25 protein-coding genes are annotated in these 21,620 nt (G+C 64.1%); 20 read left to right on the forward strand and 5 right to left on the reverse strand.

Annotated features, from left to right (window positions below; genetic code table 11):
• Positions 1 to 76 precede the first annotated feature (76 nt).
• From K7W03_RS13965 to K7W03_RS13980, 4 genes are all read right to left on the reverse strand, one after another.
• Positions 77 to 319 carry a DUF2842 domain-containing protein gene (locus tag K7W03_RS13965; RefSeq protein WP_025552055.1) on the reverse strand — a complete coding sequence of 81 codons (243 nt, stop codon included), beginning with the start codon at positions 317 to 319 and terminating at the stop codon, positions 77 to 79.
• On the reverse strand, positions 316 to 894 hold the full coding sequence (locus K7W03_RS13970; RefSeq protein WP_025552056.1) for a 5-formyltetrahydrofolate cyclo-ligase: 579 nt from the start codon (positions 892 to 894) through the stop codon (positions 316 to 318). Before K7W03_RS13970 ends, K7W03_RS13965 begins: the two co-directional genes overlap by 4 nt.
• Positions 895 to 1,091: 197 nt before the next feature.
• The gene (locus K7W03_RS13975) at positions 1,092 to 1,427 is read right to left on the reverse strand and encodes a cell division protein ZapA (RefSeq protein WP_044662552.1); all 336 of its coding nucleotides are present in this window, start codon (positions 1,425 to 1,427) and stop codon (positions 1,092 to 1,094) included.
• Positions 1,420 to 1,626, reverse strand: coding sequence for a hypothetical protein (locus tag K7W03_RS13980; protein ID WP_226870153.1), 207 nt, complete (start codon positions 1,624 to 1,626; stop codon positions 1,420 to 1,422). Before K7W03_RS13980 ends, K7W03_RS13975 begins: the two co-directional genes overlap by 8 nt.
• A 173-nt stretch (positions 1,627 to 1,799) precedes the next feature.
• Between K7W03_RS13980 and tkt the strand changes: the two genes are divergently transcribed.
• The 4 genes from tkt (at position 1,800) to K7W03_RS14000 (ending at position 7,106) form a co-directional block, all read left to right on the forward strand.
• Complete coding sequence (gene tkt / locus K7W03_RS13985) at positions 1,800 to 3,767, forward strand: transketolase (RefSeq protein ID WP_222886572.1); 1,968 nt, start codon at positions 1,800 to 1,802, stop codon at positions 3,765 to 3,767.
• 28 nt (positions 3,768 to 3,795) lie between these two features.
• Positions 3,796 to 4,806: a type I glyceraldehyde-3-phosphate dehydrogenase gene (gap, locus tag K7W03_RS13990; protein WP_025552063.1), complete on the forward strand. Its 1,011-nt coding sequence runs from the start codon at positions 3,796 to 3,798 to the stop codon at positions 4,804 to 4,806.
• Between the two features lie 75 nt (positions 4,807 to 4,881).
• Positions 4,882 to 6,084: a phosphoglycerate kinase gene (locus K7W03_RS13995; protein ID WP_222886573.1), complete on the forward strand. Its 1,203-nt coding sequence runs from the start codon at positions 4,882 to 4,884 to the stop codon at positions 6,082 to 6,084.
• Positions 6,085 to 6,209: 125 nt separating this feature from the next.
• Positions 6,210 to 7,106, forward strand: a complete 897-nt coding sequence (locus K7W03_RS14000) for a fructose bisphosphate aldolase (protein ID WP_099185716.1) — start codon at positions 6,210 to 6,212, stop codon at positions 7,104 to 7,106.
• A 97-nt stretch (positions 7,107 to 7,203) separates the two neighbouring features.
• Here the strand turns inward: K7W03_RS14000 and K7W03_RS14005 are convergent, their stop codons facing one another.
• A complete protein-coding gene (locus tag K7W03_RS14005) occupies positions 7,204 to 7,926 on the reverse strand; it encodes a DUF72 domain-containing protein (protein WP_048575878.1) in 723 nt (240 codons plus the stop codon).
• A gap of 75 nt (positions 7,927 to 8,001) precedes the next feature.
• On the opposite strand from K7W03_RS14005, the gene thiE reads away from it, so the two are divergent.
• From thiE to nuoK, 16 genes are all read left to right on the forward strand, one after another.
• Entirely contained in the window at positions 8,002 to 8,697 is a 696-nt protein-coding gene (thiE, locus tag K7W03_RS14010) for a thiamine phosphate synthase (RefSeq protein WP_222886574.1), read from the forward strand.
• A 70-nt stretch (positions 8,698 to 8,767) separates the two neighbouring features.
• A complete protein-coding gene (locus K7W03_RS14015) occupies positions 8,768 to 9,847 on the forward strand; it encodes a L,D-transpeptidase family protein (protein WP_222886575.1) in 1,080 nt (359 codons plus the stop codon).
• Positions 9,844 to 10,404, forward strand: a complete 561-nt coding sequence (locus tag K7W03_RS14020; RefSeq protein ID WP_044662544.1) for a M23 family metallopeptidase — start codon at positions 9,844 to 9,846, stop codon at positions 10,402 to 10,404. The genes K7W03_RS14015 and K7W03_RS14020 overlap by 4 nt, the downstream gene beginning before the upstream one ends.
• Before the next feature lie 99 nt (positions 10,405 to 10,503).
• Complete coding sequence (gene efp, locus K7W03_RS14025; protein ID WP_025549544.1) at positions 10,504 to 11,067, forward strand: elongation factor P; 564 nt, start codon at positions 10,504 to 10,506, stop codon at positions 11,065 to 11,067.
• Between the two features lie 151 nt (positions 11,068 to 11,218).
• Positions 11,219 to 12,031, forward strand: coding sequence for an inositol monophosphatase family protein (locus K7W03_RS14030; protein WP_025549543.1), 813 nt, complete (start codon positions 11,219 to 11,221; stop codon positions 12,029 to 12,031).
• Positions 12,032 to 12,161: 130 nt separating this feature from the next.
• A complete protein-coding gene (locus tag K7W03_RS14035) occupies positions 12,162 to 12,536 on the forward strand; it encodes an NADH-quinone oxidoreductase subunit A (RefSeq protein ID WP_025549542.1) in 375 nt (124 codons plus the stop codon).
• Positions 12,527 to 13,081, forward strand: a complete 555-nt coding sequence (locus K7W03_RS14040) for a NuoB/complex I 20 kDa subunit family protein (protein ID WP_013847137.1) — start codon at positions 12,527 to 12,529, stop codon at positions 13,079 to 13,081. The genes K7W03_RS14035 and K7W03_RS14040 overlap by 10 nt, the downstream gene beginning before the upstream one ends.
• 1 nt (position 13,082) lies before the next feature.
• A complete protein-coding gene (locus K7W03_RS14045) occupies positions 13,083 to 13,919 on the forward strand; it encodes an NADH-quinone oxidoreductase subunit C (protein ID WP_025549541.1) in 837 nt (278 codons plus the stop codon).
• On the forward strand, positions 13,919 to 15,154 hold the full coding sequence (locus K7W03_RS14050) for an NADH-quinone oxidoreductase subunit D (RefSeq protein ID WP_025549540.1): 1,236 nt from the start codon (positions 13,919 to 13,921) through the stop codon (positions 15,152 to 15,154). The genes K7W03_RS14045 and K7W03_RS14050 overlap by 1 nt, the downstream gene beginning before the upstream one ends.
• A complete protein-coding gene (gene nuoE / locus K7W03_RS14055; RefSeq protein WP_025549539.1) occupies positions 15,154 to 15,822 on the forward strand; it encodes an NADH-quinone oxidoreductase subunit NuoE in 669 nt (222 codons plus the stop codon). The genes K7W03_RS14050 and nuoE overlap by 1 nt, the downstream gene beginning before the upstream one ends.
• Complete coding sequence (gene nuoF / locus K7W03_RS14060) at positions 15,819 to 17,135, forward strand: NADH-quinone oxidoreductase subunit NuoF (RefSeq protein ID WP_048575916.1); 1,317 nt, start codon at positions 15,819 to 15,821, stop codon at positions 17,133 to 17,135. The genes nuoE and nuoF overlap by 4 nt, the downstream gene beginning before the upstream one ends.
• Positions 17,136 to 17,137: 2 nt before the next feature.
• Positions 17,138 to 19,144 (forward strand): NADH-quinone oxidoreductase subunit NuoG, encoded by a 2,007-nt coding sequence (nuoG, locus tag K7W03_RS14065; RefSeq protein ID WP_222886576.1) that lies wholly within the window; start codon positions 17,138 to 17,140, stop codon positions 19,142 to 19,144.
• Positions 19,141 to 20,190: an NADH-quinone oxidoreductase subunit NuoH gene (gene nuoH, locus K7W03_RS14070; RefSeq protein ID WP_025549536.1), complete on the forward strand. Its 1,050-nt coding sequence runs from the start codon at positions 19,141 to 19,143 to the stop codon at positions 20,188 to 20,190. The genes nuoG and nuoH overlap by 4 nt, the downstream gene beginning before the upstream one ends.
• Positions 20,187 to 20,672, forward strand: a complete 486-nt coding sequence (gene nuoI / locus K7W03_RS14075) for an NADH-quinone oxidoreductase subunit NuoI (RefSeq protein WP_007684868.1) — start codon at positions 20,187 to 20,189, stop codon at positions 20,670 to 20,672. The genes nuoH and nuoI overlap by 4 nt, the downstream gene beginning before the upstream one ends.
• Positions 20,673 to 20,702: 30 nt before the next feature.
• Positions 20,703 to 21,314, forward strand: coding sequence for an NADH-quinone oxidoreductase subunit J (locus K7W03_RS14080; protein ID WP_025549535.1), 612 nt, complete (start codon positions 20,703 to 20,705; stop codon positions 21,312 to 21,314).
• Positions 21,311 to 21,616: an NADH-quinone oxidoreductase subunit NuoK gene (gene nuoK, locus K7W03_RS14085; RefSeq protein WP_004211745.1), complete on the forward strand. Its 306-nt coding sequence runs from the start codon at positions 21,311 to 21,313 to the stop codon at positions 21,614 to 21,616. The genes K7W03_RS14080 and nuoK overlap by 4 nt, the downstream gene beginning before the upstream one ends.
• Positions 21,617 to 21,620: the final 4 nt, after the last annotated feature.

A 21,620-nucleotide genomic window follows, 5' to 3' on the forward strand; every position in this document is an offset into this window, starting at 1 on the left:
GATGCCGCGCCAGCCCACCCCCTAACCCCTCCCGCCTGCGGGAGGGGGAATGTCCGCAATCCACCCATCCCCGCCTTCAAAATCCCCGCCAGCGGCCCGTCTCCATCCAGGCGAGCAGGCGCTTCAACGGGAGCACCCAGATCCATATCAGGCCCAGGAAGACATAGACCGGCACCTGCACCATCATCGGCAGCCGCCCGATCAGCGCCGACAGGCTGCCCACAAGCACGGCCCAGAGCGCGATCAGGCCCAGGATCACGAACATGCCCACCGGCTTGCGCCAGCTCGGCTTGTAGGCTGGCCGGGGGTCCGTGCTCATGCTTCATATCCTTCGATCAGTTCGACTTCGGTCAGGATCAGGTGCAGCGGCAGATCCCATGGGTCCGCGGGCAGATCGTCATGCTCCTGCACCGACCAGCCAAGGCCGATCCTCAAGGCATCCGGATAGCGGGCGAACACCCGGTCATAATAGCCGCCGCCTTGCCCCAGCCGGTTCATCGCCCGGTCGAAGCCGATCAGCGGCGCGATGATGACGTCGGGGGTAGCCGGATCGCCCACCGGTTCGGGATGGCTGGTGCCGAACAGGCCGGGGAAAAGCTGTTCCTCCGGGTTCCAGCGCACGAAATCCATGCTGCCAAGCCGATCCAGCACGCGGGGCAGGGCCAGCGTCTTGCCCATGGCCTGCAAGGGCGCGGCCAGCCTTTGCGCGGGGGCTTCATCGTCCAGGCCCATATAGAGAGCCACCACCTCAGCGTCCGCCAGCCGGTGCGCCAGCGGGGAGGGGACCACCTTGAACGCCAGCCGGTGCGCCAGCGGATCGAGCGAAGCCACGAAGGCGCGACGCCTCTGCCGGGCGATGGCACGCAGGGTCGCCTTGTCGGTGTCGTCGCTCATCGGGGGCCTTGAATTGCGGGAGGGGGTGACGGGACCGCCTCGGCCGTGTGCTGGAAAATCCTCTGACGCCTCAACGTCAGGTGGGAACCATGTAGATCGGGCCAGAGCCCGCCCAGGGACAGTCCCCGTGGATGTGATTATCGCCTCAGGGATGTTCGCTAAAGCTCGATACCGCGCAGTGCCCGTCGCCTCTCTATTTAGGCCTGAGGAGCGGCGGCGACAAGTCTCTCGCGCAGCTTTTCTATGCGGGTGGCAAGGGATTCGAGCGCGCGGATGGCAGGCTCGTCCTCCGGCTCCAGCGCCAGGGTCTGTTGCCGCCCTATCGCCTCGCGCTTCAGGTCGTTGAGTTCGTCGGCCAGGAAAAGCGCGGCGAACAGCAGCGTGCGCACCTCGGTCAGGCCCGGGGTGTTCTGCTGCGCCAGTCGCGCCTTGCGCTCGATCAGGTTGGCGAGATGCGCCAGATGCGCCTCCTCTCCGTCGCGGCAACGCAGGTCATAGACGCGCCCGGCAATGTGCAATGTGGTTTCAGCCACCGACCTGTTCCTTCACATCCTGCCCCTTCAATTCGGTGATGAGACTGTCCAGCGATCGCAGCGCCGTGCGGGCGGCGGCGGCGTCGATGCCTGGGGAGGGGCCGGAGGCGGCCGACGCAAGGCCTTCCACATCCTGTTCGAGCCGGTCGATCGCGCGTTCCAGAGCGCGGATCGCCTGCATCATTCGGTCACTTGCCATGCTCCACGCATAGACAAAGTTTTCACCGCGCAAAAGCCGTCATTCGGCGGCTTGGCGCACCCTGGGGGCCACCCGTAGTTGACGCCTTGTCCCTGAGGCGACAAAGGGGGCGCAATTTCGATTCGCTGGCCTTAACAGGGGGCCATAGACAAGCCAGGAAAGACGCCGCTTCGATGACCGTTTCCGAAAAGTCCCTCGCCAACGCCATCCGGGCGCTTTCCATGGACGCGGTGCAGGCCGCGAACAGCGGCCATCCCGGCATGCCGATGGGCATGGCCGACGTCGCCACCGTGCTGTTCAAGGATTATCTGAAGTTCGATCCCAAGGCGCCGAAATGGGCGGACCGCGACCGCTTCGTGCTGTCCGCGGGCCATGGATCGATGCTGATCTACTCGCTGCTGCACCTGACCGGCTATGCGCGTCCGACCATCCAGGACATCGCGAATTTCCGCCAGCTGGGCAGCCCCTGCGCCGGCCATCCGGAGAATTTCGAGCTGGCGGGGGTGGAGGCGACCACCGGGCCGCTGGGTTCCGGCCTTGCCACTGCGGTGGGCATGGCGATTGCCGAGCGGCATCTGAATGCGCAGTTCGGCGACGATCTGGTCGATCACCGCACCTGGGTGCTGGCCGGCGACGGCTGCCTGATGGAGGGCATCAACCATGAGGCCATCGGCCTTGCCGGGCATCTGAATCTGGGCCGCCTGATCGTGCTGTGGGACGATAACAAGATCACCATCGACGGCGCGGTCGACCTTTCGAGCAGCGAGGATGTGCGCGCCCGCTACGCCGCGACCGGCTGGCATGTCGTGTCCTGCGACGGTCATGACATGGCCGATGTGCGCCGCGTCATCGACGAGGCGCTGGCCGATCCGCGCCCCTCGCTGATCGCCTGCGCCACCAAGATCGGTTATGGCGCACCCAACAAGGCGGGCACTTCGGGCGTCCACGGCTCCGCCCTTGGCGAAGCCGAAGTCGCTGCCGCCCGTGAATTCCTTGGCTGGTCGGCCGAACCTTTCGTGATCCCGGAAGACATTGCCGCCGCCTGGCACGCCATCGGCGCAAAGGGCGGCGACGCCCATGTGGCCTGGGCGGATCGTCTTGGTTCCAACGCGCAAAGGGCCGAATTCGAGCGCCGCATGGCCGGCGACCTGCCTGCCGGTTTCTCGCTTGACGCCTATATCGACACGCTGATCGCCAATCCGCAGAAGGTCGCCACCCGCAAGGCGAGCGAACTGACGCTGGGCGCGATCAACGACCTGCTGCCGGAGACGCTGGGCGGTTCGGCGGACCTCACCGGCTCCAACAACACCAAGACCAAGTCGACCGGGCCGCTCACCAAAGACGATTATTCGGGCCGTTACGTCTATTACGGCATTCGCGAGTTCGGCATGGCCTGCGCCATGAACGGCATGGCGCTTCATGGCGGCGTCATTCCCTATGGCGGCACCTTCCTGGTCTTTTCCGACTATATGCGCGCGGGCATCCGTCTGGCGGCGCTCCAGCAGATCCGCGCCATCCATGTGCTGACCCATGACTCCATCGGTCTGGGCGAGGACGGCCCGACCCACCAGCCGATCGAACATGTCATGTCGCTGCGCATGATCCCGAACCTGGACGTCTATCGCCCGGCCGACATTGTCGAGACGGCTGAGTGCTGGGAACTGGCGCTGAAGGATGCCAACGGCCCGTCGGTGCTGGCGCTGACCCGCCAGAACCTGCCGCAGCTTCGCACCGAGAAGGCGGGTGAAAACCTGTCGGCCAAGGGCGCCTATCGCCTGAAGGCGGCCACGGCCGAGCGCAAGGTGGTGCTGGTCGCCACCGGGTCCGAGGTCGAGATCGCCGTCGCCACCGCCGCGCTGCTGGAAGAGCAGGGCATCGGCGCCGATGTCGTCTCCATGCCGAGCTGGGCGCATTTCGATGCGCAGCCGCAGGCGTATAAGGATGATCTCCTTCCGCACCATGTCCTGCGCGCCTCGATTGAGGCAGGCACCACTTTCGGGTGGGAGCGTTATGTCGGCATCGCCGGCCTGCGTTTCGGCATCGACACGTTCGGCGCCTCGGCTCCGGCGGAAGTGCTTTACGATCATTTCGGCCTGACCGCCGCCAAGATCGCGCCGCAGATCGTGGCCGCGCTCGACTGAAATTCAAACCAACCGGGAGACAAGTGCAGTGGCAACGAAGGTAGCAATCAACGGTTTCGGCCGCATCGGTCGTCTGGTCGCCCGTGCGATCCTCTCGCGCACCGACCATGATCTGGAACTGGTGAGCATCAACGACCTGGGCGACGCGAAGTCGAATGCCCTGCTGTTCAAGCGTGATTCCGTGCACGGCAACTGGGCCGGCGAAGTGAGCGTCGACGGCAATTTCCTGGTCATCGACGGCAAGCGTATCGCCGTGACCGCCGAACGCGACCCCGCCAAGCTGCCCCATGCCGCCCAGGGCGTGGACGTCGCGCTGGAGTGCACCGGCATTTTCGCGGACAAGGAAAAGGCCAGCGCGCACCTGACCGCGGGCGCCAAGCGCGTCGTCATCTCCGCTCCCGCCACCGGCGTCGACAAGACCGTGGTTTTCGGCGTCAATCATGAGACGCTGAGCGCCGGCGACGTCGTCATCTCGAATGCGAGCTGCACCACCAACTGCCTCGCGCCGCTGGCGAAGGTTCTGCATGACGCCATCGGCATCGAAAAGGGCTTCATGACCACGATCCACAGCTACACCAACGACCAGAACACGCTGGATCAGCTTCACAAGGACATGCGCCGCGCCCGCGCCGCTGCCCTGTCGATGATCCCGACCACCACCGGCGCGGCTCGCGCTGTCGGGGAGGTGATGCCGGAACTGAAGGGCAAGCTGGACGGTTCGTCGGTGCGCGTGCCGACCCCGAACGTTTCGGTCGTCGACCTGAAGTTCATCGCCAAGCGCGCCACCACCGTCCAGGAAGTCAACGAACTGCTGAAGGCCGCTTCAGAATCCGGCCCGCTGAAGGGCATTCTTGGCTATTCGGAGGAGCCGCTGGTGTCCATCGACTATAATGGCGATCCGCGCAGCTCGACCGTCGACAGCCTGGAAACGGCGGTGATCGACGGCACGCTGGTCCGCGTGCTGAGCTGGTACGACAATGAATGGGGCTTCTCGAACCGCATGATCGACACCACCGGGGTCGTGGCGAAGTTCCTCTAAAAAGACCATCAGCCCCGCCGGACCGTCCGGCGGGGTTTTTCATCACCATCCTTATTTTCGCAGCAGGGAGCGATCATGGCAAAGCCGTTCAAGACACTCGACGACATGGGAGACATCACGGGCAAGGTGGTGCTGGTGCGCGAGGATCTGAACGTGCCGATGCAGGATGGTTCCGTCTCCGACGACACCCGCCTGCGCGCGGCGATGCCCACCGTGCTGGAACTGGCCGATCGGGGCGCCAAGGTTCTGATCCTTGCCCATTTCGGTCGTCCCAAGGGCCAGAAGAACCCCGAATTCTCGCTCTCCAAGATCACTCGCCCGCTGACCGCCGTGCTGGGCCGCGACGTGCAGTTCATCCCCGACTGTCAGGGCGAGGCGGCTGTCGACGGCATCAAGGTGATGCGCAACGGCGACATCGCGATCCTGGAGAACACCCGCTTCCATGCCGGCGAGGAAAAGAACGATCCCGCGCTGGTGGAGGCGATGGCGGCGATTGGCGACCTGTATGTCAACGACGCCTTTTCCGCCGCGCATCGCGCCCATGCCTCGACCGAGGGGCTGGCGCACAAGCTGCCCGCCTTTGCCGGCCGATCGATGGAGAAGGAACTGGATGCGCTCCAGGCCGCGCTGGGCGAACCGGTGAAGCCGGTCGCGGCGGTCGTCGGCGGGGCGAAGGTGTCGACCAAGCTCGACGTGCTCAACAACCTCGTCGCCAAGGTCGATCATCTGATCATCGGCGGCGGCATGGCCAATACCTTCCTGTTCGCGCGCGGCGTGGATGTCGGCAAGTCGCTGTGCGAGAAGGATCTGGCGGGGACCGCGGAGGCGATCTTCGACAAGGCGGAAGCGGCGGGCTGCACCATCCATCTGCCCTATGACGTCGTCGTGGCGAAGGAATTTGCCGCCAACCCGCCCTCCTTGCGCACATGCAACGTGCATGAGGTGGCCGAGGATGAGATGATCCTCGACGTCGGCCCAGCGGCGGTCGAGGCGTTGGGCGATGCGCTGAAGAACTGCCGGACTTTGGTATGGAACGGCCCGCTCGGCGCATTCGAGATCGCGCCCTTCGACAAGGCGACCGTGGCGCTGGCCAAGACCGCGGCGGCGCTCACCAAGGAAGGCGGGCTGACGTCGGTCGCGGGTGGCGGCGACACCGTCGCGGCGCTCAACCATGCGGGCGTGGCGGGCGATTTCAGCTTCGTCTCTACCGCTGGCGGCGCTTTCCTGGAGTGGATGGAAGGCAAGGAGCTGCCCGGCGTCAAGGCGCTGATGGCCTGATTCAGATTGCGGCGCGCGCCTTGGAGAGTGGCGCGCTCCGCTCGACCATGGACGCCGTGCAAAGGCGTCCGACCCCTAGACGCGCTGCCGGGAGGGCGGCGCATCCAACCAAGAGGTATGTGCAGATGCAGTTCGAGGACATGAAGGCGAAGATCGAGGGCGGCAACGGCTTCATCGCGGCGCTCGACCAGAGCGGCGGTTCGACGCCCAAGGCGCTGAAGGGCTATGGCATCGAGGAAGACGCCTGGTCCACCGAAGAGGAAATGTTCGGGCTGATCCACGATATGCGCAGCCGCATCATCACCTCGCCGGTCTTTTCGGGCGAGAAGGTGCTGGGCGCGATCCTGTTCGAGCGCACCATGGACGGCGAAGCGGGCGGCAAGTCGGTTCCGCAGGCGCTGATCGAGCGCGGCGTCGTGCCCTTCATCAAGATCGACAAGGGGCTGGAGGATGAAGCGAACGGCGTTCAGTTGATGAAGCCGAACCCCGGCCTCGACACCTTGCTGCACCGCGCCAAGGCGCTGGGCGTCTTCGGCACCAAGGAGCGTTCGGTCATCAACCTCGCCAACCGCGAGGGCATCGCCGCCGTCGTCAGGCAGCAGTTCGAGGTCGGTCGGCAGGTGCTGGCCGCAGGGCTCGTTCCGATCATCGAGCCGGAAGTCAACATCAAGAGCCCGGAACGCGCAGAGGCCGACCAGATCCTGCTGGAGGAAATCCTCAAGAATCTCGACGCGCTGCCGGGCGACGACAAGGTGATGCTGAAGCTGTCGCTGCCGACAAAGGCCGGTCTGTTTGATCCGCTGGTCGACCATCCCCGCGTGCTGCGCGTCGTCGCCTTGTCCGGCGGTTTCTCGCGGTCCGAAGCCTGCATCGAGCTGGCCAGGAATCGCGGCATCATCGCCAGCTTCAGCCGCGCGCTGCTGAACGACCTGCGCCACCAGATGAGCGACGAGGAGTTCAACGCCTCGCTGGGCGAAGCAATCGACGAGATTCACGGCGCTTCCACCAGCAAGGCGGCCTGATCTGCGGTGACGGTCGTGAGCGCCCGGAAGGCGCTCGCGGCCGGTCCGCCGTGCTCCCGCCTTCGCAGGAGCACGGTTCGGTTCTGACGGGGTGAAACTAGCCTTTCTCCGTCAGCGCCTTCAATATCCGGGCGTCGGCAATTGCCTGCGCGTCATAGTCATTGTTGAAATAGGCCCAGACGGTCCGGCCGTCGCTGCTCTGCGCCTTCATCCATTCGGCCCAGTCCGCCAGCCTTTCACGCGAATAGCCGCCGCGATATTTCCCTGTCGTGCCGTGGAAGCGGACATAGGCGGTCGAGCCGACACCCAGCCGGGGACTGGCCGAGCCGGGCATGTCATGCACGCAGAGAGCCGCTCCGTACCGCTCCAGCAACGCAAAGAGTTCATCCACATACCAGCTTGAATGGCGGAATTCGAAGACCGGCACGGGATCGCGCGGCGCGATGCGGAGGAATGCCTCCAGCCTTGGCAGGTCGAGCGAGAAATGCGGCGGGAGTTGATAGAGGACCGGCCCCAGCGTCGGGCCGAAATGCGCGAAGGATTCCATCATCCTTGCCAGCGGTTCCTCGCAATCCTTGAGCTTCTTCATCTGCGTCAGATAGCGGTTCGCCTTGGCCGCATAGCAAAAGCCCCCGGGCGCCTGTTCGCGCCATTTGTCGACGGTTTCCGGCCGGGGCAGGCGATAGAAGCTGTTGTTGATCTCTACCGTGTCGAACTGCTGGGCATAGTAAGCGAACCAGTTTTTCGCCGCCAGCTTCTCCGGATAGAAGCGCCCGCGCCAATCCCGGTAATTCCATCCCGAACATCCGATCCTGATCATGCAGGAGGAACGCGGGTGAGGGCCGATCGGCTCCGCCCTTTTCCAACGCCATCAAAAGCGGCTAAGGCGGGACCCATGACCGAATTTACCGATGAAGAATTGGCTCTCGACCCGAATTTCGCAGCCCGGTTCGACAGCGATGACCGGCGGCCGCCCTGTCAGCTCTACCTGATCTCCCCGCCGGCGATCGATGCGGGCTTTGTCGACAGTCTCGCCGCCGCCTTCGATGGGGGCGATGTCGCGGCGTTCCAATTGCGGTTGAAGGGCGTGGGTGACGACGCCATCGCCCAAGCCGCCGCGCCGCTGCAAAAGCTCTGCGCGGAACGGGATGTCGCGTTCATCATCAACGACAGCATGAGCCTGGCGAAGCGCCTGGGGGCCGACGGCGTTCATCTGGGGCAGGGCGACGGCGACCCTCGCGAGGCGCGCAAGCTGCTCGGTCCTTCGGTGCAGATCGGTGTCACCTGCCATGACAGCCGCCATCTGGCGATGGAAGCCGGGGAAGCAGGGGCGGACTATGTTGCGTTCGGGGCCTTCTATTCTACGACCACCAAGGAAACGATCCATCGCCCCGACCCATCGATCCTGGGCTGGTGGACGGCATTGTTCGAACTGCCCTGCGTGGCGATTGGCGGGATAACGCCCGGCAATGCCGCGCCGCTGGTGAAGGCCGGGGCAGATTTCCTGGCGGTGAGCGGGGCGGTATGGGGCCATTCGGAGGGGCCGCAAGCAGGCGTGGCGGCATTCCGGGCGGTGTTGGCGCAGGAATAACGGTATAAGGCGGCAGGCAGCTTTCCTGCACTTCAGGCGTTTTCCCTTCCACAAATGGGAGAGTATCGCCTTGAAAACCAATCCGCTGATCCTGACGCTGCTCTGTGCGGCCTGCAACATGACGGTGACGGAAGCCAATGAGAGCGCACCGTCGAACCAGGCGACCGGGCAGGCTGCGCGGCCTGCCGGCGATCCCTACGCCTTCACCGTGGTGCCCGAGCCGACAGGCGCGCCTGCGCGGGTGGAATCGGTGCTGCAGGCGCAGGTGGCGCTGGACCGGGCCGGCTTCTCGCCCGGCGTATTGGATGGGAAGGAAGGCATGTCCTTCACCACCGCGCTCAGGGGTTTCCAGGAGGCGAAGGGCCTGCCGACCACCGGGGAATATGATGAGGCGACGGCCAGGGCGCTGCTGGGCGACCGGCCGCAGCCCGCGACCTTGCTGGTGAAGATACCGGCGGATTTCGCCAGGGGACCGTTCTTTGCGGTGCCCAGGGAACTCAACGATCAGGCGAAGCTGCCCGCCCTTGGCTATCGCAACCTGCTGGAGAAGCTGGCCGAACGTTTCCACACCCGGCCGGAGGCGCTGCTCGCGCTCAACCCTCCGAACACGAAGCTCGGCGCGGGAGCCACGATCCGCGTACCTGCCATCGCCAACCAGCCGGTTGCCCGGATCGAAGGCGACGAGCGCGGCTGGGGCGAGACGCTCGCCGGCCTGGGCGTGGCCAAGGAACAGACGCAGGCCGACCATATCGTCGTGGACAAGTCGGACGGGGTGCTCCGGGCCTATGACGCGCAGAACCGGCTGATTGCGCAATTTCCAGCCACCATGGGGTCGCAGCATGATCCCCTGCCGATCGGAACGTGGGAAATCAAGGGGTTGAGCCGCAATCCCGACTTCCACTATAATCCGGACCTGTTCTGGGATGCGTCCTCCACCGACCAGAAGGCGGTGCTGAAGCCCGGTCCCAACGGCCCGGTCGGCGTGGTGTGGATCGACCTGTCGAAGCCGCATTACGGCATTCACGGCACGCCGGAGCCGCAGACCATTGGCCGGACGGAAAGCCATGGTTGCATCCGGCTCACCAATTGGGACGCGGCGCGGCTCGCCCAGATGGTGAAGTCCGGCGTGAAGGCGGTGTTCCAGCCATGAGGGCGCGCGGTTGGGCCGGCATCGGCCTGGCCGTCCTGATCGGCGCGGCCCTCCTGCGCACCTTCGTGCGGATCGTGCCGGCGGACGCGCCTGAGCCTTCCCGGCCTGCGGCGGCGGAAGCCGGTGCCCTGCTGATCCCGGTCGAGGGCGTGCCGCCCTCCGCGCTGAGCGATACATTCGCCCAGGCGCGGGCGAGCGGCGCGCGCGCCCATGACGCCATCGACATCATGGCGGCGCGGGGCAGGGCGGTGCTGGCGGCGGCGGACGGACGGATCGAAAAGCTGTTCTGGAGCGAGGAAGGCGGGCGCACGATCTATGAACGCTCGCCCGACGGACGGCGCATCTATTATTATGCGCATCTGGACGGCTATGCGCCGGGCCTTGCGGAAGGGCAGGCGGTTCGGCGCGGGCAGCGCATCGCGACCGTCGGCAGCACCGGCAATGCCGATCCGGCAGCGCCGCACCTGCACTTCGCGGTGCATGAACTGCGTCCGGGAGAGCCCTGGCATGGCGGGCGGGCGATCAATCCCTATCCCTTGCTGGCGAAACCGCGATAGGCGCCGCCTCTTGCCCTTTCGCCCTCATCCATGTAAGGGCGCGGCCAGCCTCCAGAGGCCGGCTCTTTTCACCTTCAGACATATAGGCAGGCTCTTCCCATGAAGATCAGCGGCGTCGAGATTCGTCCCGGCAACAACATCGAATATGACGGCAGCCTGTGGCGCGCCGTGAAGATCCAGCATACCCAGCCCGGCAAGGGCGGCGCCTATATGCAGGTGGAACTGAAGAACCTGATCGACGGGCGCAAGAACAACGTCCGCTTCCGTTCGGCCGAGACGGTGGAGCGCATCCGCCTCGACACCAAGGATTTCCAATATCTCTATGCAGAGGGCGACATGCTCGTCTTCATGGATACGGAAACCTATGAGCAGATCAACCTGCCGCAGGATCTGGTGGGCGATGCGTCGGCCTTCCTGCAGGACGGCATGATGGTCATGCTGGAAATGTATGAGGAACGTCCGATCTCCGTGCAGCTTCCCGAAACGGTCGAAGCGACCGTGGTGGAAGCCGACGCCGTGGTGAAGGGCCAGACCGCTTCGGCGAGCTACAAGCCCGCCATCCTCGACAATGGCGTGCGCGTCATGGTGCCGCCGCACATCGTCACCGGCACGCGCATCGTCGTCGACGTGTATGAGCGCGAATATGTGAAGCGCGCGGATTGATATTCGATCCCCCTTCCCGCAGGCGGAAGGGGTTTAGGGGGTGGGTGGCGAGCATGAGCGAGCTTCCTGCCCTTTCCCTTTTTAGAGTGCCGCTATTGCGGCATGCCCACCCCCGGTCCCTCCCGTTTGCGGGAGGGGGGAGACAAGAAAAATGGTATCGCACTCGGGCCTTTTGACCGTCATGGAACGCGCCGCGCGCAAGGCTGGCTCCAAGCTGCGCCGCGACTTTGGCGAGGTCGAACATCTGCAGGTGTCCCGAAAGGGGCCGGCGGACTTCGTGTCCAAGGCCGACCAGCAGGCGGAAAAGACGCTGGTCGAGGAATTGCAGAAGGCGCGGCCCGATTGGGGTTTCCTGCTGGAGGAAGGCGGCGAGATCGCGGGCGATCCGGGCAAGCCGCGCTGGATCATCGATCCGCTCGACGGCACCAGCAATTTCCTGCACGGCATCCCGCACTTCGCGATCTCCATCGCGGTCGAGGAGCCGCTCTACGGCGGCAAGCGGGAGGTGACGACCGGCCTCATCTACCAGCCGGTGACCGACGAAAGCTATTGGGCGGAAAAGAGCCGGGGCGCCTGGCGGCATGACCAGCGGCTGCGCGTTTCGGCGCGGCGCGATCTGGGCGACTGCCTGATCGCCACGGGCATCCCCTTCCTGGGGCATGGCGATTTCGCGCAATGGACGCGCATCTTCGGGGCCGTAGGACCCTCGGTGGCCGGAATCCGGCGCTTCGGCGCGGCCTCGCTGGACCTCGCCCATGTCGCCTCCGGCCGCTATGACGGCTTTTGGGAAAGCGGCCTGCAACCCTGGGACGTGGCGGCGGGCCTGCTGATGGTGCGGGAAGCGGGCGGCTTCGTGTCGGATTTCCGCGGCGGCGACCAGCCGATCGAGCGCAAGGAAGTCATCGCGGGCAATGATGCGATCCACAGCAAATTACATAAGTTGGTGGCTGGAGCGCTGCGCTGACGGCTTGCTTTTGGTAGCGTGATCAGGTCGCCGCCAGTGTTGCGAATCATTCTCATGCCTCCGGGCCTTGCTTCGCATATGCAGCGGGCCTAAAGCGCGCCCGTAAATCATTTTCGCCCAGGGGATTCCGTTGGTCGATCTAGCCCAATATCTGCCGATCCTGATCTTTCTCGGGATCGCCTTGCTGCTTTCGAGCGCATTCGTGTTCCTGCCAATGCTGGTGGGGCGCCTGACCGGCGCGCATCAGCCCGATCCGGCCAAGCTCAGCGAATATGAATGCGGCTTTCCTGCGTTCGAAGAACCGCGCAGCCAGTTCGACGTGCGATTCTACCTCGTCGCGATCCTGTTCATCATCTTCGACCTGGAAGCGGCGTTCCTCTACCCCTGGGCGGTCAGCCTCGACCAGATCGGCTGGGCCGGCTGGGCGACGATGATGATCTTCATAGCGGAGCTGGTGCTCGGCCTCGTCTATGCGTGGAAGAAGGGAGCACTCGATTGGGAGTAGAACTTGAGCGGCCCGCGCCCGGCACCTTGTTGCCCGCGGGGACCCAGCCCGACCAGGATTTCTTCAACGCGCTGAACAGCGAGGTCAGTGACAAGGGTTTCCTCGTCACCTCGACGGAGGAACTGTTCCAGTGGGCCCGCACCGGCTCGCTCTGGTGGATGACCTTCGGCCTGGCCTGCTGCGCGGTGGAGATGATCCACGTCAACATGCCCCGTTACGACATGGAACGCTTCGGCGCCGCGCCGCGCGCCTCGCCGCGCCAGTCCGACGTGATGATCGTCGCGGGGACGCTGTGCAACAAGATGGCTCCGGCGTTGCGCAAGGTTTACGACCAGATGTCCAATCCGAAATATGTGATTTCGATGGGCAGCTGCGCGAATGGCGGTGGCTATTATCACTACAGCTATTCGGTCGTGCGTGGCTGCGACCGCATCGTGCCGGTCGACATCTATGTGCCGGGTTGCCCGCCGACAGCGGAAGCCCTGCTTTATGGCGTGATGCAGTTGCAGCGGAAGATCCGCCGCATCGGAACGGTTGAGCGCTGATATGGGTCATTCTGCTCCTAGGATCGCGGCCATCGATGGGATCGCGCAGGAAATCGCCGGTCTGCTGGGACCGATGCTGGTCGAAACCGTCGATCATGCCGATGAACTGAGCTTCACCGTCGTCCGGGAAAAGCTGGCCGACGCGATGGTGCTGCTGCGGGATCGCGCGCAATATCAGCAGCTCATGGAAATTGCAGGCGTCGATTATCCGGATCGTCCGGAGCGCTTCGAGGTCTGCTACCATCTGCTCAGCGTCACGCGGAACCACCGCGTCCGCGTGAAGGTGCAGACCGACGAGGACATGCCCGTTCCCACCGTCACGCACATCTGGCCGGTCGCCGGCTGGCTGGAGCGGGAGGTGTTCGACATGTACGGCGTCATCTTCGAGGGGAACGCCGATCTGCGCCGCATCCTGACCGACTATGGTTTTAAGGGCCATCCGCAGCGCAAGGACTTCCCGCTGACCGGCTATGTCGAGATGTGGTATTCCGAAGAGGACAAGCGCGTCGTCTACAAGCCGGTGAAGCTGGCGCAGGATTTCCGGCAGTTCGACTTCATGAGCCCGTGGGAAGGCGCGCAATATGTGCTGCCGGGCGACGAGAAGGCGCCGCAGGCGCCGGGAGCGCCGACACCTGTCACAGCCCCGTTGCCGGCCGCTGCGGCTCCCAAGGGCGAACCGGCCGGTGCCACGCCCAAGGTCACCGAAAAGTCCGAGGATACCGGTGCAGGTGAACCCGCCAACAGCAAGGGTGCGGAAAAGTCGCCCAACGCTCCGGTAAAGCCCGAAGAGCACACAGACGAAGGCAAAGGCGCTGCCAAGCCTGAGGATAAGGCCTGATGTCCGACTATCTGGAAAAGCTGGACCATGTGACCGACGCGGCGGACCCGTCCTACGGCGACACGGAAATCCAGAACTACACGATCAACTTCGGTCCGCAGCACCCTGCCGCGCACGGCGTTCTGCGTCTGGTCATGGAACTGGACGGCGAGATCGTCGAGCGCTGCGACCCGCATGTCGGCCTGCTGCATCGCGGCACCGAGAAGCTGATCGAGCATAAGACCTATTTGCAGGCGCTGCCCTATTTCGACCGGCTGGACTATTGCTCGCCGCTCGGCATGGAGCACAGCTATGTGCTGGCGATCGAAAAGCTGCTGAACCTGGAAGTGCCGCTGCGCGCGCAATATCTGCGCGTGTTCTTCGCGGAACTGACCCGCATCTGCAATCACATGCTGAACCTCGGCTCGCACGTGATGGACGTGGGTGCGATGACGCCGAACCTGTGGCTGTTCGAAATCCGGGAGGATTGCCTCAACTTCTTCGAACGGGCATCGGGCGCCCGCATGCATGCGGCCTGGTTCCGGCCGGGCGGCGTGCATCAGGACGTGCCGCTGAAGCTGTTGACCGACATTGGCGACTGGCTCGACACGCGTTTGCCGCGCCTGTTCGAGGATGCGATGAGCCTGGTGGTCGACAACCGCATCTTCAAGCAGCGCAATGTGGACATCGCGGTCGTCAGCAAGGAAGACGCGCTGAAATGGGGCTTTTCCGGCCCCATGATCCGGGGATCGGGCATCCCCTGGGACATCCGCAAGGCGCAACCCTATGACGTCTATGACCGGATGGAATTCGACGTTCCGGTGGGCACCAATTTCGACTGCTATGACCGCTTCATGGTCCGGGTCGAGGAAGTCCGCCAGTCCGCGCGGATCATGAAGCAGTGCCTCAGCGAAATGCCGGAAGGCCCGGTTGCGAGCTTCGACCGCAAGGTGGTGCCGCCCAAGCGCGGCGAGATGAAGCGCTCGATGGAAGCGCTGATCCACCACTTCAAGCTTTATACCGAGGGCTTCCATGTCCCGGCGGGCGAAGTCTATGTCGCGACCGAAAGCCCCAAGGGCGAATTCGGCGTCTATCTGGTCGCGGACGGCTCCAACAAGCCTTACCGCTGCAAGATCCGCCCGACCGCCTTTAGCCACCTTCAGGCGATGGATTTCATGATGAAAGGCCACATGCTGGCCGACACCACCGCTGTCCTGGGCGCCATGGACATCGTGTTTGGAGAATGTGACCGCTAATGGCTGACGCAGTTCATATCCCGGACGAGGCCGAAACGCGCGCGCGCTGGGGCGCGTTCGCCTGGACGGCCGAAAATGCCGAGCAGGCGAAGAAGGTCATCGCCCGCTATCCCGCCGGGCGTCAGCAGTCGGCGGTGATGCCGCTGCTGGACCTCGCCCAGCGTCAGGTCGGTGCTGAAACGCAGACCCAGGGCTGGCTGCCGGTGCCGGTGATGGAATATATCGCCGATCAGCTGGAAATGCCGTATATGCGCGTGTACGAGGTCGCAACCTTCTACACCATGTACAATCTCGCGCCCGTGGGCCGCTATCATGTGCAGGTCTGCGGCACGACGCCCTGCATGCTGCGCGGCTCCGACGATGTGTTCTCCGCCTGCAAGAACAAGGGGCTGGTGAAGGGCGGGACGACGCCCGACGGCCTGTTCACGCTGACCGAGGTGGAGTGTCTGGGCGCCTGCGCCAACGCGCCGATGGTCCAGATCAACGACGATAATTTCGAAGACCTGACCTATGACAGCATGAGCGCGATCCTCGACGATCTCGCCGCTGGCAAGCAGCCCAAGATCGGGCCGCAGATCGATCGCCAGACCAGCTGTCCGGAGGGTGGTCCGACCACGCTCAAGGATATGGTCAACGAAAATCACGACTATCGGGGCGAATGGGCATGAGTGACGTGATCGCGCCTCTCAGCGACAAGGATCGCATCTTCACCAACGTCTATGGCTTCCAGGATTGGGGCATCGACGCGGCGATGAAGCGCGGCGATTGGGATAACACCAAGGCCCTGCTGGACATCGGCCAGGACGACATCATAGAGCGCATCAAGGCCAGCGGCCTGCGCGGCCGTGGCGGCGCTGGCTTCCCGACCGGCATGAAGTGGAGCTTCATGCCCAAGGAGAGCAGGGACGGCCGTCCGAGCTTCCTCGTCATCAACGCCGACGAATCCGAGCCGGGCTCGTGCAAGGACCGCGAGATCATCCGCCACGATCCGCACAAGCTGATCGAGGGCGCGCTGGTCGCCGGTTTCGCGATGCGGGCGCGCGCCGCCTATATCTATATTCGCGGCGAGTTCATCTATGAGGCGAAGGTTCTCTTCGCCGCCGTCGAGCAGGCCTATGAAAAGGGCTTCCTCGGCAAGAATGCTTGCGGGTCCGGCTATGATTTCGACGTCTTCGTCCATCGCGGCGCGGGCGCCTATATCTGCGGGGAGGAAACCGCCCAGATCGAAAGCCTGGAGGGCAAGAAGGGCCAGCCGCGCCTGAAGCCGCCTTTCCCGGCGGGCGCGGGCCTTTATGGCTGCCCCACCACGGTGAACAACGTCGAATCCATCGCGGTCGCGCCGACCATCCTGCGCCGTGGCGCCGAATGGTTCTCCAGCTTCGGGCGGGAGAACAACAAGGGCACGAAGCTCTTCCAGATCAGCGGCCATGTGAACAAGCCTTGCGTCGTCGAAGAATCGATGGGCATCAGCTTCAAGGAGTTGATCGACCGGCATTGCGGCGGCATTCGCGGCGGCTGGGACAATCTGCTGGCGGTCATACCCGGCGGTTCGTCGGTGCCTTTGGTCCCGGCGAAGGAGATCATGGACGCGCCCATGGATTTCGATGGGCTGCGTGCGCTCGGCTCCGGCCTTGGCACCGCCGCCGTCATCGTGATGGACAAGTCGACCGACATCGTCCGCGCCATTTCGCGCCTCTCCTATTTCTACAAGCATGAGAGCTGCGGCCAGTGCACGCCCTGCCGCGAAGGCACCGGCTGGATGTGGCGCGTGATGGAGCGGCTGCGCACCGGCGACGCCGACCAGAGCGAGATCGACATGCTGTTCCAGGTGACCAAGCAGGTCGAAGGCCACACCATCTGCGCGCTTGGCGATGCGGCGGCCTGGCCGATCCAGGGCCTGATCCGGCACTTCCGTCCGGAAATCGAGCGCCGGATCAACGAAAACAAGGGTAGCGCCCCGGTCATGGAGGCAGCGGAGTAACCATGCCGAAGGTCAAAGTAGACGGCGTAGAACTGGAAGTCCCGGCGGGCGCCACGGTCCTCCAGGCCTGCGAACTGGCGGGGAAGGAAATCCCCCGTTTCTGCTATCATGAGCGGCTGAGCATTGCCGGCAATTGCCGCATGTGCCTGGTCGAGGTGAAGCCCGGACCGCCCAAGCCGCAGGCTTCCTGTGCGCTGCCGGCCGCGGAGAATCAGGAAATCTTCACCCAGACCGAGATGGTCAAGAAGGCGCGCGAAGGGGTGATGGAGTTCCTGCTCATCAACCACCCGCTCGACTGCCCGATCTGCGACCAGGGCGGCGAATGCGACCTTCAGGACCAGTCGGTCGCCTATGGCAAGGGCAGCAGCCGCTTCGACGAGAATAAGCGCGCCGTCACCGAGAAATATATGGGTCCGATCGTCAAGACGGTCATGACCCGCTGCATCCAGTGCACCCGCTGCGTGCGCTTTGCCGAGGAAGTCGCGGGCGTGCCGGAAATCGGCGCCATCTATCGCGGCGAGAACATGCAGATCACCACCTATCTCGAACATGCCGCCAAGAGCGAGCTGTCGGGCAATGTGGTCGACCTCTGCCCGGTCGGCGCGCTGACGTCCAAGCCTTATGCGTTCGAAGCGCGTCCCTGGGAACTCAAGAAGACTCACGCGATCGACGTGATGGACGCGGTCGGCACCAACATTCGCCTCGACAGCCGCGGCCGTCAGGTGCTGCGCGCCGTGCCGCGCATCAATGACGACGTGAACGAGGAATGGGCCAGCGACAAGACCCGGCACAATGTCGACGGTCTGGTCCGCAAGCGGCTCGACAAGCCCTATGTCCGCAAGGACGGCAAGCTGGTTCCGGCAACCTGGAACGAGGCGTTCGCGGCGATTGCCGCCGTCAAGCATGGCGGATCGGTGGCTGCGCTGGCCGGTGATCTGCTCGATTGCGAGACGATGTTCGCGGGCAAGGCGCTGGTCGAGAAGCTGGGTGGCTCGCTGCTCGAAGGCCGTCAGACCGGGCTCGCCTATGACGTGTCGAGCCTGAGCGCGGTCAACTTCAACACCACGCTCAACGGTCTTGAAACCGCTGACGTGATCCTGCTGGTGGGCACCAATCTGCGCTGGGAAGCGCCGCTGGTGAACACCCGCATCCGCAAGGCGATCAAGAAGGGCGCGAAGGTCTTTGCGCTCGGTCCGCAGGTCGACCTCACCTACAAGGTCGAGTGGCTGGGCAATGACGCCTCGCTGCTTGGCCGTCTGCCCGAAGCGGTGGTGGAAGCCTTCGGCAAGGCCGCGCGTCCGGCGATGATCGTCGGCGGCGGCGTGCTGGCGAAGGACGGCGCCCATGGCGATACGCTGGCGCTGGTCGAGACGCTGGGCCTCGTGAAAGAAGGCTGGAACGGCTATAATGTCCTGCATTTCGCGGCGGCGCGCATGGGCGGGCTGATGCTCGGCTATGCGGCGCAGGGCGGCATCAAGGCGGTGGCTGCGGCGAAGCCCAAGCTGCTCTTCTCGCTGGGCGCGGACGAGGTCGATTATTCGGCTTTCCAGGACAGCTTCAAGGTCTATGTCGGCCACCATGGCGACAAGGGCGCGCATGCGGCGGACGTGATCCTGCCGGGCGCTAGCTATGCCGAGAAGGCCGGCACCTACGTTAATCTGGAAGGCCGGGTGCAGCGCGGGGAAAAGGCCGTATTCGCGCCGGGCGACGCCCGCGAGGATTGGTCGATCCTGCGCGCTCTGTCGGAAGTGCTGGGCGCGACGCTCCCCTTCGACAGCTTCGAGCAGCTTCGCGCCGAAATGGCCAGGGCGGTTCCGGCGCTGGGCGTTGAGGGTCTGGCCGATTATGGCTGGTCCGTTCCGTCGCTGCCGACCGGCGCCCGCGGTGAGTTCGGCTCTCCGATCAAGGATTTCTACCTGACCAACGCCATCTGCCGCGCCAGTCCGACGATGCAGCAATGTTCGGCCGAACTGATCCACGGCGAGACGTATGCGGAGGCCGCAGAGTGACCGCTTTCTTCCAAAATCTCGGCCTGCCGTTCGAGGGCGCCTGGCTGCTTTCGACGATCATCGGCATTCTGGTGATTGCCCTGCCGCTGATGCTGGCGGTGGCGATGATCATCTACGCCGACCGCAAGATCTGGGCGGCGATGGCGCTGCGCCGCGGCCCGAACGTCGTCGGTCCCTTCGGTCTGCTCCAGTCCTTCGCGGACGGCGCCAAGGTTTTCCTGCAGGAAACCATCATCCCTTCGGCGGCCAACCGCACGCTTTTCCTGATCGCCCCGATCATCACCTTCACCGTCGCTCTGATGGCCTGGGCGGTGATTCCGTTCCAGGTGGGCGTGGTGCTGGCCAACATCAATGTCGGCCTGCTCTACATCCTCGCCATCTCGTCCCTCGGCGTCTATGGCGTGGTGCTGTCGGGCTGGGCGTCCAACTCCAAATATCCCTTCTATTCGGCGATCCGCGCCAGCGCGCAGATGATCAGCTATGAAGTCTCCATCGGCTTCATCCTGATCACCGTCGTGCTTTGGGCCGGCAGCTTCAACATCTCGGCCATCGTCGAGAGCCAGAAGGGCTATTATGGCTTCCTGAACGGCAACGGCTTCAACCCGCTGCTCTTCCCGATGGCGATCATGTTCCTGATCTCGGCCATGGCGGAAACGGCGCGTGCGCCCTTCGACCTGACCGAAGCGGAATCGGAACTGGTCGCGGGATATCAGACCGAATATTCGTCCATGGCCTTCGCGCTGTTCTGGCTAGGCGAATATGCGAACGTGATCCTGATGTGCGCCCTGAACGCCATCCTGTTCTGGGGCGGCTATCTGCCACCGATCGACTGGGCGCCGCTTTATTATGTGCCCGGCATCATCTGGCTGTTCGCCAAGATATTCTTCTTCTTCTTCGTCTTCTCCTGGGTGAAGGCGACGGTGCCCCGCTACCGCTATGACCAGCTTATGCGGCTGGGCTGGAAGATATTCCTGCCGACCTCGCTGCTGTTCGTCTTCCTGGTGTCGGGCTTCCTCATGTTCACGCGTTACGGAGGCGCTCAATGAGCCTCGGCTATTATGTCAAATCCTTCACCCTCTGGGAGTTTGTGAAGGCGCACGCCCTGACCTTGAAATATTTCTTCAAGCCCAAGGCGACGATCAACTACCCCTATGAGAAGAACCCGATTTCGCCGCGGTTCCGGGGGGAGCATGCGTTGCGCCGCTATCCCAATGGGGAAGAACGCTGCATCGCGTGCAAACTGTGCGAGGCGATCTGCCCCGCCCAGGCGATCACCATCGAAGCGCAGCCGCGCGATGACGGCAGCCGCCGCACGACGCGCTACGACATCGACATGACGAAGTGCATCTATTGCGGCTTCTGCCAGGAAGCGTGCCCGGTGGACGCCATCGTCGAGGGCCCGAATTTCGAGTTCTCCACCGAAACGCGCGAGGAGCTGATCTACGACAAGGCCAAGCTCCTTGAAAATGGGGACAAGTGGGAGCGGGCGATTGCCGCGAACCTTGCCGCCGATGCGCCCTACCGTTAAGCCGCAGCCGCCGAAGGGGAACATGATCCTGTGATTCACGTGCTTGCCTTTTACCTGTTCGCCGCGATCGTGGTGTGCAGCGGCGCGCTTACGATCCTGTCGCGCAATCCGGTTCATTCGGTGCTGTGGCTGATCCTTGCCTTTTTCAACGCGGCGGGGCTGATGGTCCTGCTGGGCGCCGAATTCATCGCGATGCTCCTTGTCATCGTCTATGTCGGCGCCGTTGCCGTGCTGTTCCTGTTCGTCGTGATGATGCTCGACATCGATTTCGCCGAACTGCGCGCCGGTTTCGTCGATTACCTCCCCTTCGGGCTGCTGATTGCGCTGGTGCTGCTGGCGGAGATCGTGCTGGGCATCGGCCTTTGGAGCGCGGGCCCCATAGAACTGGCGCAGCGCGCGGCTCCGGTGAACCCGGAACTCAGCAATATCCAGGCGATCGGCGCGCTGCTCTACACCCGCTACATCTTCCTGTTCGAAGCGGCGGGCATCGTCCTGCTGGTCGCGATGATCGGCGCCATCGTGCTGACCCATCGCGCCCGTGGCGGCGTGCGCGGCCAGAACATCGCCCGCCAGAACCGCCGCCGTCCCGAAGACGCGGTGCGCAACGTCAATCAGCCCGTCGGGCAGGGGGTGGAGCTGTGATCGGCCTTCAGCATTATATGGTGGTCAGCGCGATCCTCTTCGTGATGGGCGTGCTGGGCATCTTCATCAATCGCAAGAACGTCATCATCATCCTGATGGCGATCGAGCTGATCCTGCTCAGCGTGAACATCAACCTTGTCGCCTTCAGCGCCTTCCTGGGCGATCTGGTGGGACAGGTGTTCAGCATGTTCGTGCTGACCGTCGCGGCGGGTGAGGCGGCCATCGGCCTTGCCATCCTCGTCATCTACTTCCGCGGTCGCGGCACCATCGCCGTCGACGATGTCAACCGGATGAAGGGCTAAAGCT

Source organism: Sphingobium sp. PNB, assembly GCF_019873065.1.
Lineage (GTDB): Bacteria > Pseudomonadota > Alphaproteobacteria > Sphingomonadales > Sphingomonadaceae > Sphingobium > Sphingobium fuliginis.